Consider the following 13,620-nt stretch of genomic DNA (forward strand, 5'->3'; position numbering starts at 1 on the left):
AGTTCTGACAATCGAAGCGGGCTGATTAGCCGCCAAGTCCCTCGAACAGTGCTGTCGACAGATAACGCTCGGCGAAGGACGGGATGATGATGACGATGTTCTTGCCTTCATTCTCCGGCCGCTGGCCGATCTTGATCGCAGCCGTCAGGGCTGCGCCGGAGGAGATGCCGACCGGCACGCCTTCGAGCTTGGCGACGAGGCGCGCCTGCTGGAAGGCCTCGTCATTGGTGACGGTGACGACTTCGTCATAGATATGCGTGTCGAGAATTTTCGGAGCGAAGCCGGCGCCGATGCCCTGGATCTTGTGCGGGCCGGGATTGCCGCCGGAGAGAATGGGCGAGTCGGCCGGCTCGACAGCGATAACCTTGATATCCGAATTGCGGGCCTTCAGCACCTGGCCAACACCGGTGATCGTGCCGCCGGTGCCGATGCCGGATACGAAGATATCCACCTTGCCGTCCGTGTCGTTCCAGATTTCCTCGGCCGTCGTCTTGCGATGGATTTCCGGGTTGGCCGGGTTTTCGAACTGCTGCGGGATGATGGCGTCGGGCAGCGTCGAGGCCAGTTCCTCGGCCTTGGCGATTGCGCCCTTCATGCCTTTCGGGCCTTCGGTCAGCACCAGTTCGGCGCCGAGCAGCAGCAGCATCTTGCGGCGCTCGATCGACATGGTCTCCGGCATGGTAAGGATCAGCCTGTAACCCTTGGCGGCGGCGGCGAAGGCGAGTGCGATGCCGGTATTGCCGGACGTCGGCTCGACCAGCACGCTCTTGCCAGGAGTGATTTTGCCCTGAGCTTCCAGGCTTTCGATCATGGCGACGCCGATACGGTCCTTGACGGAGGCGATCGGGTTGAAGAACTCGAGTTTCGCCAAGAGGTTGGCCTTGACGCCCTTCTCCTTGGCCAGCTTGTCGAGACGCACGATCGGCGTATCACCGATGGTGTCGGTGATCGAGGCATAGACGCGGCCGCGGCCTGGTTTGCGGGTGTCGGACATGGGTAGCTCTCCCTTTATTGGAATTGTAGAGGCACAATAAGGTCAAACGCGAACGGAAACCAGAATGGGATCACTCTGCCGATCTTGTACAGCGGGAAAAGAATCTCACGCAGGGCTTCATCCGGAAAGGTTTTTTCAGGCCGCGCGGGTGGCGATGAAGGCGGCCGTGCCGGCGAGAATGCTGGCGGCGACCCGGTTCAAAATCTGCAGCGCTTTCGGCCTCTTAAGGAAGGTGCGGGCGCGGGAAGCGAGCAGCATATAGGGGATCAGCACCACCAGAAGCACGACGAAATTCGCCGCGAGCAGCATCGCATATTCGCGAAGGCCGATGCTGTTGATATCGATTAGCGTCGGCACAAGGGCCACGTAGAACAGCATGGTCTTCGGGTTGCCGAGCGTTACCAGCAGGCCGGAGAGGAAGGACATGCCAGCGCTGGTCGATTTTTTCGCCGTAACATCGGTAGAGAGCAACCCGGCGGTCCAGAGCTTCCAGGCGATGTAAGCAAGATAGAGCGCACCGGCGATCTTGATGACGATGAAGATCTCGGTGAAGGTCTGCGCCACGAAGGCGAGGCCGAGAATGACGGCGGTCAGGTAGATCATGTCGCCGAGCACCAGACCGAGCCCCATGAAGAATGTCTCGCGAAAGCCGGAACCGAGCGCGCGGGCAACGATAGCGGTAATGCCCGGACCGGGAATCGCGGCGGCGATGAAAAGCGCGCCGCTATAGGTGAGCAGGGCTGCAAGCGTCATGGTGCCTTCCTCCAGGAATAGACGATTGCTCTATCGCACCACCCTAGCGTTTTCAAGCGATTGCGCAAACGACGCGAACATACTACCAAAGGGTTAAGGCCCGTCGAAACTGTGTTGCATAAGGCTCCCATGTCGTCCGCATTGCTCCTGATCGACCTCCAGAATGCCATTTTGACCGGCCTCGGCACGCCGGAGCGCCAGCCGGCGATCGACGCCGCCCTCGAGGCGGTCGTGGCCAGGCTTGCTGCATTGAAACGCAAAGCCCGCGCCGCCGGAATTCCTTCCTTCATCGTGCAGCATGACGGCCAAGGGACGCATCGCCTGGCGAAGCGCGGCGAAGGCTGGCAGTTGCGCCGCGAAATCGCGCCGGAGGCCGGCGATGTCGTGGTGCACAAGACGAGTTGCGATTCCTTTTTCGAGACGGATCTCGAGGCGCGTCTTCGCGCAAAGGGGATCACCCATCTCGTCATCGGCGGCTGCATGACGCAATTCTGCGTCGATACCACCGCGCGCCGCGCCGTCTCGCTCGGCTTCGATGTGACATTGCTCTCGGATGGTCACACCACCGCCGATATGGGCAAGCTGACATTCGAGGCGATCATCGCTCATCACAATATGCTGCTCGACGGCTTCGATGCCGGCCCGCATGAGATCAAGCTTGTCCCGACAGTCCAAATCGCCTTCTGAATTCATCCCCCGCCGGAGACCTCAATGCCGCATCTTGCCAGTATGATCGCCTTTGCCCTGATCGCTCTCGGCATGGTGCTGACGCCCGGGCCGAATATGATTTATCTGGTGTCGAGATCGATCTCTCAGGGGCCGGCGGCCGGGCTGATCTCGCTTGGCGGCGTGGCACTCGGCTTCGTCTTCTACATGCTTTCGGCGGCCCTCGGCATCACTGCGTTTCTGTTCGCCGTGCCCTTTGCCTATGACGCGCTGCGTCTTGCAGGTGCCGCCTATCTCGCCTGGCTTGCCTGGAATGCGCTGAGGCCGGGTGGCCGTTCGGCTTTCCAGGTCCGCGATCTCCCGAAGGATGGGCCGCGCAAACTCTTCGTCATGGGCCTGGTTACCAGCCTGCTGAATCCGAAGGTCGCGATCCTCTATCTCTCGCTGCTGCCGCAGTTCATCGATCCTGCTGCGGGCAGTGTCTTCAGCCAATCCATCATCTTCGGCTTTACCCACATCGCCGTCAGCTTGACCTTTAACGCCATCTTTGCGTTGACGGCCGGCTCCGTCGCACTGTTCTTCTCAAGCCGCCCGTCCTTCATGCTGGTACAGCGCTGGCTGATGGGCACGGTGCTGGCCGGGCTCGCCATGCGCATGGCCTTCGAGGCGCAACGCTAGATCAGAACACTGGCAGCTGATCATTCGGCGGCTTCCTCTGAAAGACGATCGCTTTTAGGACGCGGCAATGCGATGGTCCAGCCGAGGTTCATGCCGGCTGCGGCAATCAGGATGATCGCAGCACCGCCGATTTGCATAATCCCGAGCACATGGCCGAAGGCGAAGCGGTCGACGACGATGGCGGCGATCGGATAGATGAAGGACAGCGCCCCGGTCAGATGCGTTGGCAGTTTCTGGATCGCGCCATAGAGCAGCACATACATCAAGCCGGTATGGACGATGCCCATCGTCGCCAGGATGGACCATCCTCCCGTGTCCCGCGGCAGAGCGGAAAGATCGGCGAAGGGCGCGAGCATCAGAATGCCGGTCGAGACCTGGATCAGTGCGATCAAATGCGGCGGCGTTCCCTTCAGCCATTTGGCGGCCAAAGCGGCAAGCGCATAGAAGAAGGCGGCGCCGAGCGAGAGCAGGATGCCGATGGCGTAGCTGCCGGCGCCCGTTGCTTCCGCCGGCTTCCCCTCGACGATAACAGCCATGCCGGCAAAGGCGATGCCCAGCCAGAAAAGCTTGGTGAGCGTGACCTTTTCACCGAGAAACAGCGCGCCGAGACCGAGCAGCATGAAGGGCTGCGTATTGTAGACCGTCGTCGCGATCGAAATGGAGGCATGCGAATAGGCAGCGAAAAGCAGCAGCCAGTTGAGGACGATGGCGACGCCGCCAGCGACAGCGATCGCAAAGGTCCGCGGGCTGAGAATGCCGGGGCGCAACAGGCCCATGGCCCCGCAGACGACAAGAAGCGTGAGCGCACCAAACAGGCAACGCCAGAAGACAACGCCGGTGACAGGCTGTCCCGACGTCAGTACGAACCAGCCGATCGTTCCCGAAATCAGCATCGCCGCCGTCATTTCCGCTGTACCGCGTCTTATCTCGTTCATTATCCCTACCCCGGTTTATAGAACCTGATAATATTGCTGTGAGCGTACAGATGATATAATCTGGATAAGGAATTATGGTTACATAGCCTAATTATATGAGGCATGAATGTGAGTGTACCTAACGCGGCCGCGGAGATCGACATAATCGACCAGCGCATGCTGGAGGCCTTGGCGCGCAATGCGCGGATTTCGCTGAAGGAACTGGCCGAAGTGGCTGGCCTGTCCTCGCCGAGCGCTGCCGAGCGGCTGCGCCGGCTGGAGGAGCGCGGCGTCATAGCGGCGTTCACCGTCGATATCGCGCCAGAAGCGCTCGGTTATTCGCTGCAGGCGATCGTCCGCGTCCGGCCGCTACCCGGTCAATTGCATGTGGTCGAGCGCATCATCCAGGAGACACCTGAATTCATCGAATGCGATAAGGTCACCGGAGACGATTGTTTCATCGGCCGCCTGGTGGTGCGCTCGATGGGCGAACTGGACGGCATCCTGGACAAGATCGCCGAGCGTGCCGAAACGAATACGTCGATGGTCAAGGCGACCCCGGTCAAACGGAGACTGCCGCCTCTTTCCCGTTAAAATTCCGCCATCGGCGACAACATGATCGGTCCGTCGATGTTGTTGGCAGCTTGGCCGCGTATCATCAGCGAAGTGTAGCCTCCATAAGGCTCGGGCGTGCCGTCCCAATCCAGTCGATCCGGCGAGAAGCAAACCTCGATCCGTTCGGCGGGGAGATCGAGTGCAGATGAGATCGCAGCTAGAGGCGGAATGGTCGCACCGGCCGCATCGAGAAGCCGAAGAATACCACCATCGAACTTCCAGGCGACAACAGCCGTATCTGCAACCAAAGTCAGGCGGATATCGGGATCGAAGCAAGCGTTCAGGTGAAACATCTCCATTTGCCCGACAACGGCGAAGCGCCGGGAAACGGGAGTACGATTTTGCAGCAGCGTCTTCATAAGGCGGAGATCGCCTGGATCCTGCAAGGATAGGTGCCTTGCGCCCGGACATGATCCAGCCGTTTCCGGCGGCGCCCCAACGAAAACGTGTTGCGGGAAGGTCCGGAAGCCATAGCGCTCGTAAAGAACGGGCTTGTCCGTCAGCAGGATGTCGAGCTCGAAACCCTCGGCCTTGGTTCTTGCGAAGGCGCGCTGCATGAGGTCGCGATAAAGCCCTTGCCCACGCCATTCAGGCCGCACGGCACCCGACTGATAGCCCGCCGCCCTGACCAGTCGGCCGTTGATGACCAGCGGCATGGAAAAGGCGCTGAAATTTGCGACGCACCGGCCTGTTTCATCGAAATAGCCGAAAGGCATGCTGGTCGGGTCGGGGCCACCGAATTGATCCTGAAGGCCGATGTCGATGGAAAAGGTATCCTGAAGCAGGTCCACAAGAGCTGACCAGGCCGCGGGATCGCTAAAATAGTCCTGGCGCAAGATCAGGCGTTCGCTGTTCGGCGTGCTCGCCATTACACGCCCGTTGATCCGAAACCGCCGGCTCCGCGCGCTGTTTCGCTGACTTCGGCGATTTCCGCAACGCGCGCTTGCGTTACCGGGGCGATCACCATCTGAGCGATGCGCATGCCGCGCGTGATGTCGAAGGGCTCGTCGCCGAGATTGATCAGCAGCACCTTCACTTCGCCGCGATAATCGCTGTCGACCGTGCCGGGCGTGTTGAGGCAGGTTATGCCGTGCTTGAAGGCGAGGCCGGAGCGCGGGCGGATCTGGGCTTCGAAACCCTCGGGGATTTCGAATATGAAGCCGGTCGGCACCAGCGCCCGTTTGCCGGGCGCGATGGTCAGGGTCGCAGCCTCCCCAACCGCTGCACGCAAGTCCATACCGGCCGCGCCCTTGGTCTCATAGGCGGGCAGGTCGAGGCCCTGGCCGTGGGCCAGGCGGATGAGGTTCAGCGTCGGACGTGTATCGGTGTGAATGGTCATGCTGCATTAGTTTGTGCTGGAACCGCCAAGGTCAATTGCAATCCGGGCTTTGAATCGCTAGATACGGCCGCAATTCACAGGATTCACAAGCATGGCCGAAAGTCTCGCCGAGGCGGTCTCCCGCCGCCGCACATTCGCTATTATCGCCCACCCGGACGCGGGCAAGACGACGCTCACCGAAAAGCTGCTGCTGTTCGGCGGCGCCATTCAGCTTGCCGGCGAGGTCAAGGCGAAGAAGGATCGCATGCAGACGCGGTCCGACTGGATGAAGATCGAGCGCGAGCGCGGCATCTCGGTCGTCACCTCGGTCATGACCTTCGAATATGACGGCAATGTCTTCAACATTCTCGATACGCCCGGTCACGAAGACTTCGCCGACGACACCTATCGCACGCTGACCGCCGTCGATGCTGCCGTCATGGTCATCGACGCCGCCAAGGGCATCGAGCCGCGGACGCTGAAGCTGTTCGAAGTCTGCCGCATGCGCGACATTCCGATCATCACCTTCATCAACAAAATGGATCGCGAAAGCCGCGATCCTTTCGAAATTCTCGATGAAGTGGAAGAGAAGCTGGCGCTGGACACCGCGCCGGTCACCTGGCCGATCGGCCGGGCGAAGAGCTTCTGCGGCTCCTATCATCTGGCCGACAATACCGTTCGCGGCTCCGATAAAGAGGTGGAGGCGTCCCGGGTCAATGGCCCGCAGGCCGTCGCCGATCGGCTGCCGGAAAACGAGCGGCAAGCCTTTATCGAGGAAACGGAACTGGCGATCGAAGCCTGCCGTCCCTTCGACCGGGAATCATTCCTGGAAGGCCATATGACGCCGGTCTTCTTCGGCTCGGCCCTTCGCAATTACGGCGTCCGCGATCTCATCAACGCGCTCGGCGACTTTGCGCCGCCGCCGCGCGACCAGGTCGCCGATATAAGGACGGTGCAGGCAACCGACGACAAGATGACGGCCTTCGTCTTCAAGATCCAGGCCAACATGGACCCGAACCATCGCGACCGCATCGCCTTCGCGCGCATCTGCTCCGGCAAGCTGGAACGCGGCATGAAGGCACGACTGTCGCGCACCGGCAAGCAACTTGGCTTGACCGCGCCGCAGTTCTTCTTCGCCTCGCAGCGCCAGCTTGCCGACACGGCCTATGCCGGCGATGTCGTCGGCATTCCCAATCACGGCACGCTCAGGATCGGCGATACGCTGACGGAGGGCGAGTCGCTCGTCTTCCAGGGTGTGCCGAATTTCTCGCCGGAAATCCTGCGCCGCGTCCGCCTTGAAGACGCGATGAAGGCCAAGAAGCTGAAGGAAGCGCTGCAACAGATGGCGGAAGAGGGCGTCGTGCAGCTCTTCTCGCCGGAAGACGGCTCGCCGGCCATCGTCGGCGTCGTTGGCGCGCTGCAGCTTGATGTGCTGAAAGAGCGGCTGATGGCCGAATATGGCCTGCCGGTCTCCTTCGAAATGTCGCGCTTCTCCGTCTGCCGTTGGATTTCCGCCGACCAAACCGCCGACCTCGACAAGTTCGTTACCGCCCGCCGCGGCGACATCGCCCGCGATCTCGATGGCGACCCGGTCTTCCTTGCCCAGGACGGTTTTTCGCTGCGCTACGAGGCAGAACGTTACCCGGCTATCAAAATGGTCGCTATCAAGGAGTATCACGCCGTCAAGGCGGCGTGATTTCGGGGGCTTGTTGTAAGGATAACCAGCGTCAGCCTCGTATCCGAGGCAGCCTGCGCATCGGTCTTATCTCAACGTACTTTCTCTCGCGCGTCTGGCGTTCCCGAACCCGACCGCAGAGACAAAGCGCATACACCATCAATCTTTAGGGGCGTATTCAGACTTTGTTGTTAGGTAACGTAAGTCTGTTCCATAAACCGGAGAGTCGATGATGGGCGTCGTGACGCTGGAGGACGTTGATCGTCAAATCGGCAACGGATTTCGGCTACTACGCTTTGCGCCGGCCATAGAGGCGGCCTTCCTTCGCGACTACGCGGCAAACCGGGTCAAGCTCGCAGCCATTTGGGCTGTGATCGGCACACTGATCTACGATATGGTATTTTTCGGCGACGCCACGATGATGGCCGACGTGTTCTCCGAACTCGTTGTCGTGCGGTTTGGAATCTTCACGCCATTTGCCCTGTTCAGCGTACTGGCCTTGAGGCGCTGGCCGACCGCAGGGAATTACGACCTGCTGGCTATTGCTGTTGCATTGCTCGGGGTTCTCTTGCCAATGTCCGTTGCTGTCTACAGTCATAGCCAGTACCTGTTCGTCTATCAGAACGGCAACGTAGCCGCGTTCTTGTTCTTCGTCATTGCGTTGCGGCCGCGCTTTCCGACCATCGTGATCGGCCTTGTGCTGATGTGCACCGTGCAATTCACAACGACGAAGTTGAACGGGTCGTTTGATGACGTTACCTACACGGGGATTGTCACCTTCTACATCACCCTCGCTATTTTTCTGGCGATGAGCGCCTATTTCATGGAGCGCACGGACCGCCTGAATTTCCTGCATCAACTGCGCGGCGGACTGCTGCATGCGCAGCTAGAACGCAAATCGGAACGTGATGAGCTCACCGGTCTTCTCAATCGCCATTCGCTGGCCCGGATTCGCGATTCCATCTGGCGCGAGGAAAGGGCCACTGGTTCGGTCGCAGTAATCATGCTTGATATCGACAGGTTCAAGCTCTTCAACGATGTTCATGGCCATATCGAAGGCGACGACTGTATCCGCGCCGTCTGCCAGTGCATTTTGCGCGAGGTGGCCAGTGCGGGCGAAACGTTCCGCTTTGGTGGCGAGGAAATCCTCGTATTGATGATCAATGCCGGCCGCGACGAGGCACAGGCGATAGCGGAGCGGACGAGGGCGGCGATAGAATCCCTCGGTATTCAACACCGCGGGCTCGGCGACGGACATGTTGTCACAGCTAGCCTCGGCGTGGCTCATGGCAAACCGTCGGAATGGTCGCTTGACGATCTGCTTAAAGGTGCGGATGCGGCACTCTATGACGCGAAGCGGAACGGTCGGAACACGGTGTCGATGTTTCATGGCCGCAGTGGCGAGTCGTTCCAGGGAATTCGGAGCGACGACGGAGCCGGCGCCTCCACGTTGTTGGCTGGCTGACGGCCAGTTCGGCTCGTTCCCAGTGATTTCCGGCATTCCCAAGCCGGAAATCGCGCATCCGCGATATTCCATCGAATATAGCGCTATGCCATAGTGCCACCATCCGGTTCCCTTCATCACGGCTGGCGGTTCGTCATGGCAAAATTTTTCGCGGCCTTAGCGTTCATTTTTATCGGCATTCTGCCGGCTACCGTGGAAGCGCGGCTCATCACCGACGCCGCCGGGCGCAAGGTCGAAATCCCCGACAGGATCGACCGCGTTTTGGTCGCCGGTCCACCCGCCTCTGCTCTCGTTTATGTACTGGCGCCGGATAAGCTTGCCGGCTGGGTAAGCACGCCCAGCGATGCGGCAAAAGCCTATCTCTCTCCCTCGGTCCGCAATTTGCCGACCATCGGTCGCCTGACTGGCAAGGGTGGGACCATCAGCACACAGGCCGTGGCAGCCGCCAAACCAGACATTATTCTCGATGTCGGCACGGTCGATGCCACCTATAGCGCGCTAGCCGACAAGGTGCAGGACGAGACCCACATACCCTACGTGCTGATAAATGGTAGTTTTGCACGCACCGGCGAGACGCTGCGCGAAGTCGGCGATATCCTCGGCGTAGAGGGTCGGGCCAAGACACTGGCCGACTATGCCGACGCCACCATCAAGGACTTCAACGACAAACTGGCGACGCTGCCCGACGCTCAACGGCCGCGGGTCTATTATGGCCGCGGTGCAGATGGTTTAGAGACAGGGTCGGCTGGTTCGATCAATCTTGAAATCCTCGACACGGCCAGTGCCGTCAATGTCGCGGCCGCCGCCGGCAAGGGCGGACTGACGCAAGTAACGCCACAGCAGATCGTCGCGTGGAATCCAGATGTGATCTTCGCCGAGGACGGCAAATTCGCAGCCGCCATCGAAAGCGATCCGCAATGGGCCGGCATCAAGGCGGTTAAGGACGGCAGGGTGTTTGTGCAGCCGTCATTGCCTTTCGGTTGGTTCGATTCACCGCCTGGCGTTAACAGGTTGATCGGCCTGCGTTGGCTGGAGATGCTGCTCTATCCGCAGCTTTTCAAGAGTGATCTCTCCGCCGATGTCCGAGGGTTTTATAAGCTGTTCTATCAGGTGGATTTGACGGATGATCAGGTGACGGCGCTTCTGAAAAGGGCTGAATGATACCGCCGCGCATTTGCTTCGGAAGGAAAAAATAATGGTCCGCGAGAATGAAATTCGTGAAAACGAAGTGGCGATCGAACCGCCGGCGCCAGCCGATGCCGGTCTTGTCTTCATCGGCCGCATCTCGACGCCATGGACCTCACGGATCGAGACACCGCGCCAGGGCCGGCATGATGGACCGCTTTGCCGAATCGAGATTTTCGAGCCATGGGTGCCGGCGCTCAAGGGCGTGGAGGCCTTCGAGCGGCTGGAAATTCTCTATTGGTTGGACCGTTCCCGCCGGGATCTCGTTTTGCAAAGCCCAGCCAGCAATGGCAAGGTGCACGGCACATTTTCGCTGCGCTCGCCGGTGCGGCCAAATCCGATCGGCACGTCTATCGTCAAACTGGAGGCGGTCGAAGGTGCTGTCTTGCTCGTGCGGGGTCTCGATTGCCTCGATGGCACGCCGCTTCTCGACCTCAAGCCGGATCGGAGCCTGTTCAAACCGATCGCGCCGCCACAGCCCGGCGATTTCCAAACCGGCGACGAGGGAACGGCGCATTACTGCCAAAAAGCGTGAAACTCAGTCGACAGCAACCATGACATCGGACGCCTTGATGACGGCATAGGCATCAGCGCCGACCGTCAAACCCAGCTCATCGACCGCCTCGTTGGTGATCGACGATGTGACGATCGAGCCATTGCCGATATCGATGCGGACATGGGCCATCGTGGCACCCTTGGTGATCTCGACGACCTTGCCCTTGAGACGGTTGCGTGCGCTGATTTTCATGAACGTTCCTCCGATATATCGGAGCGACTATATCGCGGTCGGAAAATCTCGCCACAAGAACCTTATTCTCCGCGCGGAAAACGTTGGTTCTCTTCCAGCACGTTCAGGTCCATGTGATTACGCATATAGCGCTCGGACGCCTTCTGCAGCGGCTGGTAATCCCAGGGATAATAGGCGCCGTTGCGCAGTGCCGCATAGACCACCCATCGCCGCGCCTGGCTTTCGCGCACGGCGGCGTCGAAGGCGGCGAGATTCCAACGCTGCCTTGCCTGCGCGGTCAGCCGTGTCAGGATTTCGGCGTGTGCGGGATCGTCGGCAAGATTGGTCAACTCTTTGGGATCGGCGTCGAGATCGAAAAGCAGGGGCGGGTCCTTGTCGCAGAGCGTCAGCTTGTAGCGGCCGTCGCGCAAGCCGACGAGCGGCGCTTCCGACCCTTCTGCTGCATATTCCATCGGTACCGGCCCACGGCTTCCCGTGCCATGGGCCAGGGGTGCCAAGTCCTCGCCGTCGGTCCATTGCCGCAGCGATCCAATGTCCAGCCCCGCAAGGCCGGCGAGCGTCGGCGTTACGTCCAGCGTCGATACCGGCTGATCGACGCGCCCTGCCTTCCAGCCGGGAGCGGCGATCATCAGCGGCACGCGGGCCGAGCCCTCCAAGAAATTCATCTTGAACCACAGCCCGCGTTCGCCGAGCATATCGCCATGGTCGGAGACGAAGAGCACGATGGTGTTGTCGGCCATGCGGCCGCGCTCGAGCGCGTCGAGGATTTCGCCGATCTTTTCATCGACATAGGAAATATTGGCGAAATAGCCGCGCCGCGCCCGGCGCACCTGTTCGGGCGTGATGTCGAAGGCCGTTTGATCGCTCGCCTTCATCAGTCGCTGCGAATGCCGGTCTTGCTTGTCGAAGGGGATTTCCGCCACTTCGGGGTCGAGCGCCGGGCAGCCTTCATAGAGATCCCAGAAGCGGCGGCGGGCGACATAGGGATCGTGCGGGTGGGTGAAGCTGACGGTCAGACACCACGGCCGCTCATCATGGCCGCGCGACAGGTCGAGCAGTTTGCGGGTCGCGTGATAGGCGACCTCGTCGTCATATTCCATCTGGTTGGTGATCTCGGCGACACCGGCGCCGGTCACCGAGCCGAGATTATGGTACCACCAGTCGATGCGCTGGCCCGGCTTCGTATAGTCCGGCGTCCAGCCGAAATCGGCAGGATAGATATCGGTGGTCAGCCGCTCCTCGAAGCCGTGCATCTGGTCCGGCCCGACGAAATGCATCTTGCCGGAAAGCGCCGTTTGGTAGCCCGCTGCCCTGAGGTGATGGGCGAAGGTCGGGATGTCGGAGGCGAATTCGGCGGCATTGTCATAGACGCGGGTGCGGCTCGGCAGTTGCCCGGACATGAAGGAGGCCCGCGCCGGCGCGCAGAGCGGGCTTGCCGTATAGCCGTTGGCGAAGCGCACGGAGCGTTGCGCTAGTGCCTTCAGCACGGGTGCGTGGAGAAAATCGGCCGGACCGTCGGGGAATAGTGTCCCGTTCAACTGATCGACCATGAGGATAAGGATATTCGGACGCGTCATGTTGGATTTCCTCGACAGGATCAAAGGCCAAGTGAAGCTTTGACGGCATCGACGCCCGGCTTGCCGTCGATGGTCGTCACGCCGGCGAGCCAAGGCGTCAAGGCTTCCGGATGCGCCTTCAGCCAAGCCGTCGCCGCCGTCTTCGCATCCTCGCCGCCGAGGATCGAGCCCATCAGCGAATTCTCCATGCCGATGTCGAAGGTCAGGTTGTGGAACAGTTTCGCGGCGTTCGGGCAGGCGGCCGACCAGCCGGTGCGCGCCAGCGTGTAGACTTCCGCGCCGCCGTAGTCCGGGCCGAAGTAGGCGTCACCGCCCGCGAGATAGGCAATCTGGAAGCGCTCGTTCATCGGATGCGGCGCCCAGGCGAGGAAGACGATCGCCTGCTTGTCCTTGCCGGCACGCTCGACCTGCGACAGCATCGCCTGCTCGCTCGATTCCACCAACTCCCAACCCTTCAGGCCGAAATCGTTGGCGTCGATCATCTTCTGGATGTTGGCATTTGCCGGCGCGCCGGGCTCGATTCCGTAGATCTTATGATCGAAGTCGTCGGCATGTTTCTGCAGGTCGGCGAAATCCTTGATGCCATTGTCGGCGATATAGGTCGGCACGGCGAGGGTGAATTTCGCGCCCTGAAGGTTGCGGTTCAGCACCTCGATGGCTTTCGCCTTGTTGAGGTCGTCTACAAAGGCTTTCTGCGCCGGCATCCAGTTGCCGAGGAAGACGTCGATTTCGCCCGTTTTCATCGATTGATAGCCGATCGGCACGGAGAGCGTCGTGATATCAGGCTCGTAGCCGAGCGCGCTGAGCAGCACACCCGTGACGCCGTTTGTCGAGGTGATGTCGGTCCAGCCCGGGTCGGACAGATGGATGGTACGGCAGGAATCGCCATCCGCTTTGGCACCGCCGGCGAAGGACAATGCGGAAAAGAGCACCCCGGCGGCAAGCCGGCCCATGGCAGAAATTCGCATGACGAAAGTTCCCTCTTAATATTTGCTCATTTTATTGAACATCAGTAGCATTCGGCCTGTGAAG

The 13,620-nt window shown here is 60.5% G+C and carries 15 protein-coding genes; 7 read left to right on the forward strand and 8 right to left on the reverse strand.

The window, feature by feature from the left end; translation table 11 throughout:
• Nucleotides 1–25: 25 nt before the first annotated feature.
• Nucleotides 26–994: a cysteine synthase A gene (gene cysK / locus FHT86_RS17905; RefSeq protein WP_133708174.1), complete on the reverse strand. Its 969-nt coding sequence runs from the start codon at nucleotides 992–994 to the stop codon at nucleotides 26–28.
• Nucleotides 995–1,129: 135 nt separating this feature from the next.
• On the reverse strand, nucleotides 1,130–1,747 hold the full coding sequence (locus tag FHT86_RS17910) for a LysE family translocator (RefSeq protein ID WP_133708175.1): 618 nt from the start codon (nucleotides 1,745–1,747) through the stop codon (nucleotides 1,130–1,132).
• A gap of 129 nt (nucleotides 1,748–1,876) precedes the next feature.
• Here FHT86_RS17910 and FHT86_RS17915 point away from each other — a divergent pair, with 129 nt between their 5' ends.
• The gene (locus FHT86_RS17915) at nucleotides 1,877–2,434 is read left to right on the forward strand and encodes an isochorismatase family protein (protein WP_133708176.1); all 558 of its coding nucleotides are present in this window, start codon (nucleotides 1,877–1,879) and stop codon (nucleotides 2,432–2,434) included.
• A gap of 24 nt (nucleotides 2,435–2,458) precedes the next feature.
• A complete protein-coding gene (locus FHT86_RS17920; protein ID WP_133708177.1) occupies nucleotides 2,459–3,091 on the forward strand; it encodes a LysE family translocator in 633 nt (210 codons plus the stop codon).
• A 20-nt stretch (nucleotides 3,092–3,111) separates the two neighbouring features.
• On the opposite strand, the gene FHT86_RS17925 is transcribed toward FHT86_RS17920, so the two are convergent.
• On the reverse strand, nucleotides 3,112–4,026 hold the full coding sequence (locus FHT86_RS17925; protein ID WP_133708178.1) for a DMT family transporter: 915 nt from the start codon (nucleotides 4,024–4,026) through the stop codon (nucleotides 3,112–3,114).
• A 102-nt stretch (nucleotides 4,027–4,128) separates the two neighbouring features.
• On the opposite strand from FHT86_RS17925, the gene FHT86_RS17930 reads away from it, so the two are divergent.
• Nucleotides 4,129–4,599 (forward strand): Lrp/AsnC family transcriptional regulator, encoded by a 471-nt coding sequence (locus FHT86_RS17930; protein ID WP_166656854.1) that lies wholly within the window; start codon nucleotides 4,129–4,131, stop codon nucleotides 4,597–4,599.
• Here FHT86_RS17930 and FHT86_RS17935 read toward each other — a convergent pair.
• Both FHT86_RS17935 and dut read right to left on the reverse strand, forming a co-directional pair.
• Nucleotides 4,596–5,489, reverse strand: a complete 894-nt coding sequence (locus FHT86_RS17935; protein ID WP_133708180.1) for a GNAT family N-acetyltransferase — start codon at nucleotides 5,487–5,489, stop codon at nucleotides 4,596–4,598. The two genes, FHT86_RS17930 and FHT86_RS17935, sit on opposite strands and share 4 nt — an antisense overlap.
• The gene (gene dut / locus FHT86_RS17940; protein ID WP_133708181.1) at nucleotides 5,489–5,959 is read right to left on the reverse strand and encodes a dUTP diphosphatase; all 471 of its coding nucleotides are present in this window, start codon (nucleotides 5,957–5,959) and stop codon (nucleotides 5,489–5,491) included. The genes FHT86_RS17935 and dut overlap by 1 nt, the downstream gene beginning before the upstream one ends.
• A gap of 91 nt (nucleotides 5,960–6,050) precedes the next feature.
• On the opposite strand from dut, the gene FHT86_RS17945 reads away from it, so the two are divergent.
• The 4 genes from FHT86_RS17945 (at nucleotide 6,051) to tsaA (ending at nucleotide 10,798) form a co-directional block, all read left to right on the forward strand.
• Nucleotides 6,051–7,634: a peptide chain release factor 3 gene (locus FHT86_RS17945; protein ID WP_133708182.1), complete on the forward strand. Its 1,584-nt coding sequence runs from the start codon at nucleotides 6,051–6,053 to the stop codon at nucleotides 7,632–7,634.
• Between the two features lie 211 nt (nucleotides 7,635–7,845).
• Nucleotides 7,846–9,078, forward strand: coding sequence for a GGDEF domain-containing protein (locus FHT86_RS17950; RefSeq protein WP_133708183.1), 1,233 nt, complete (start codon nucleotides 7,846–7,848; stop codon nucleotides 9,076–9,078).
• Nucleotides 9,079–9,213: 135 nt separating this feature from the next.
• Nucleotides 9,214–10,239: an iron ABC transporter substrate-binding protein gene (locus tag FHT86_RS17955; protein ID WP_133708184.1), complete on the forward strand. Its 1,026-nt coding sequence runs from the start codon at nucleotides 9,214–9,216 to the stop codon at nucleotides 10,237–10,239.
• Nucleotides 10,240–10,273: 34 nt separating this feature from the next.
• Entirely contained in the window at nucleotides 10,274–10,798 is a 525-nt protein-coding gene (gene tsaA / locus FHT86_RS17960) for a tRNA (N6-threonylcarbamoyladenosine(37)-N6)-methyltransferase TrmO (RefSeq protein ID WP_133708185.1), read from the forward strand.
• Between the two features lie 3 nt (nucleotides 10,799–10,801).
• Here tsaA and FHT86_RS17965 read toward each other — a convergent pair whose 3' ends face one another.
• The 3 genes from FHT86_RS17965 to FHT86_RS17975 form a co-directional block, all read right to left on the reverse strand.
• Entirely contained in the window at nucleotides 10,802–11,011 is a 210-nt protein-coding gene (locus FHT86_RS17965) for a molybdopterin-binding protein (protein ID WP_133708186.1), read from the reverse strand.
• 62 nt (nucleotides 11,012–11,073) lie between these two features.
• Entirely contained in the window at nucleotides 11,074–12,588 is a 1,515-nt protein-coding gene (gene betC / locus FHT86_RS17970) for a choline-sulfatase (RefSeq protein ID WP_133708187.1), read from the reverse strand.
• Between the two features lie 20 nt (nucleotides 12,589–12,608).
• Nucleotides 12,609–13,556 carry a choline ABC transporter substrate-binding protein gene (locus FHT86_RS17975; RefSeq protein ID WP_208116669.1) on the reverse strand — a complete coding sequence of 316 codons (948 nt, stop codon included), beginning with the start codon at nucleotides 13,554–13,556 and terminating at the stop codon, nucleotides 12,609–12,611.
• Between the last annotated feature and the right edge of the window lie 64 nt (nucleotides 13,557–13,620).

The organism is Rhizobium sp. BK313, from assembly GCF_014193655.1.
In the GTDB taxonomy this organism is placed as follows: domain Bacteria; phylum Pseudomonadota; class Alphaproteobacteria; order Rhizobiales; family Rhizobiaceae; genus Rhizobium.

Excerpts from the sequence above, each read along its gene's own strand:
- dut (WP_133708181.1), bottom strand. The coding sequence starts at position 5,959 with ATGACCATTCACACCGATACACGTCCGACGCTGAACCTCATCCGCCTG.
- FHT86_RS17925 (WP_133708178.1), bottom strand. The coding sequence starts at position 4,026 with ATGAACGAGATAAGACGCGGTACAGCGGAAATGACGGCGGCGATGCTG.
- FHT86_RS17975 (WP_208116669.1), bottom strand. The coding sequence starts at position 13,556 with ATGCGAATTTCTGCCATGGGCCGGCTTGCCGCCGGGGTGCTCTTTTCC.
- FHT86_RS17920 (WP_133708177.1), top strand. The coding sequence starts at position 2,459 with ATGCCGCATCTTGCCAGTATGATCGCCTTTGCCCTGATCGCTCTCGGC.
- FHT86_RS17945 (WP_133708182.1), top strand. The coding sequence starts at position 6,051 with ATGGCCGAAAGTCTCGCCGAGGCGGTCTCCCGCCGCCGCACATTCGCT.
- FHT86_RS17930 (WP_166656854.1), top strand. The coding sequence starts at position 4,129 with ATGAATGTGAGTGTACCTAACGCGGCCGCGGAGATCGACATAATCGAC.
- FHT86_RS17965 (WP_133708186.1), bottom strand. The coding sequence starts at position 11,011 with ATGAAAATCAGCGCACGCAACCGTCTCAAGGGCAAGGTCGTCGAGATC.
- FHT86_RS17955 (WP_133708184.1), top strand. The coding sequence starts at position 9,214 with ATGGCAAAATTTTTCGCGGCCTTAGCGTTCATTTTTATCGGCATTCTG.
- FHT86_RS17950 (WP_133708183.1), top strand. The coding sequence starts at position 7,846 with ATGGGCGTCGTGACGCTGGAGGACGTTGATCGTCAAATCGGCAACGGA.
- cysK (WP_133708174.1), bottom strand. The coding sequence starts at position 994 with ATGTCCGACACCCGCAAACCAGGCCGCGGCCGCGTCTATGCCTCGATC.
- tsaA (WP_133708185.1), top strand. The coding sequence starts at position 10,274 with ATGGTCCGCGAGAATGAAATTCGTGAAAACGAAGTGGCGATCGAACCG.
- FHT86_RS17935 (WP_133708180.1), bottom strand. The coding sequence starts at position 5,489 with ATGGCGAGCACGCCGAACAGCGAACGCCTGATCTTGCGCCAGGACTAT.
- FHT86_RS17910 (WP_133708175.1), bottom strand. The coding sequence starts at position 1,747 with ATGACGCTTGCAGCCCTGCTCACCTATAGCGGCGCGCTTTTCATCGCC.
- FHT86_RS17915 (WP_133708176.1), top strand. The coding sequence starts at position 1,877 with ATGTCGTCCGCATTGCTCCTGATCGACCTCCAGAATGCCATTTTGACC.
- betC (WP_133708187.1), bottom strand. The coding sequence starts at position 12,588 with ATGACGCGTCCGAATATCCTTATCCTCATGGTCGATCAGTTGAACGGG.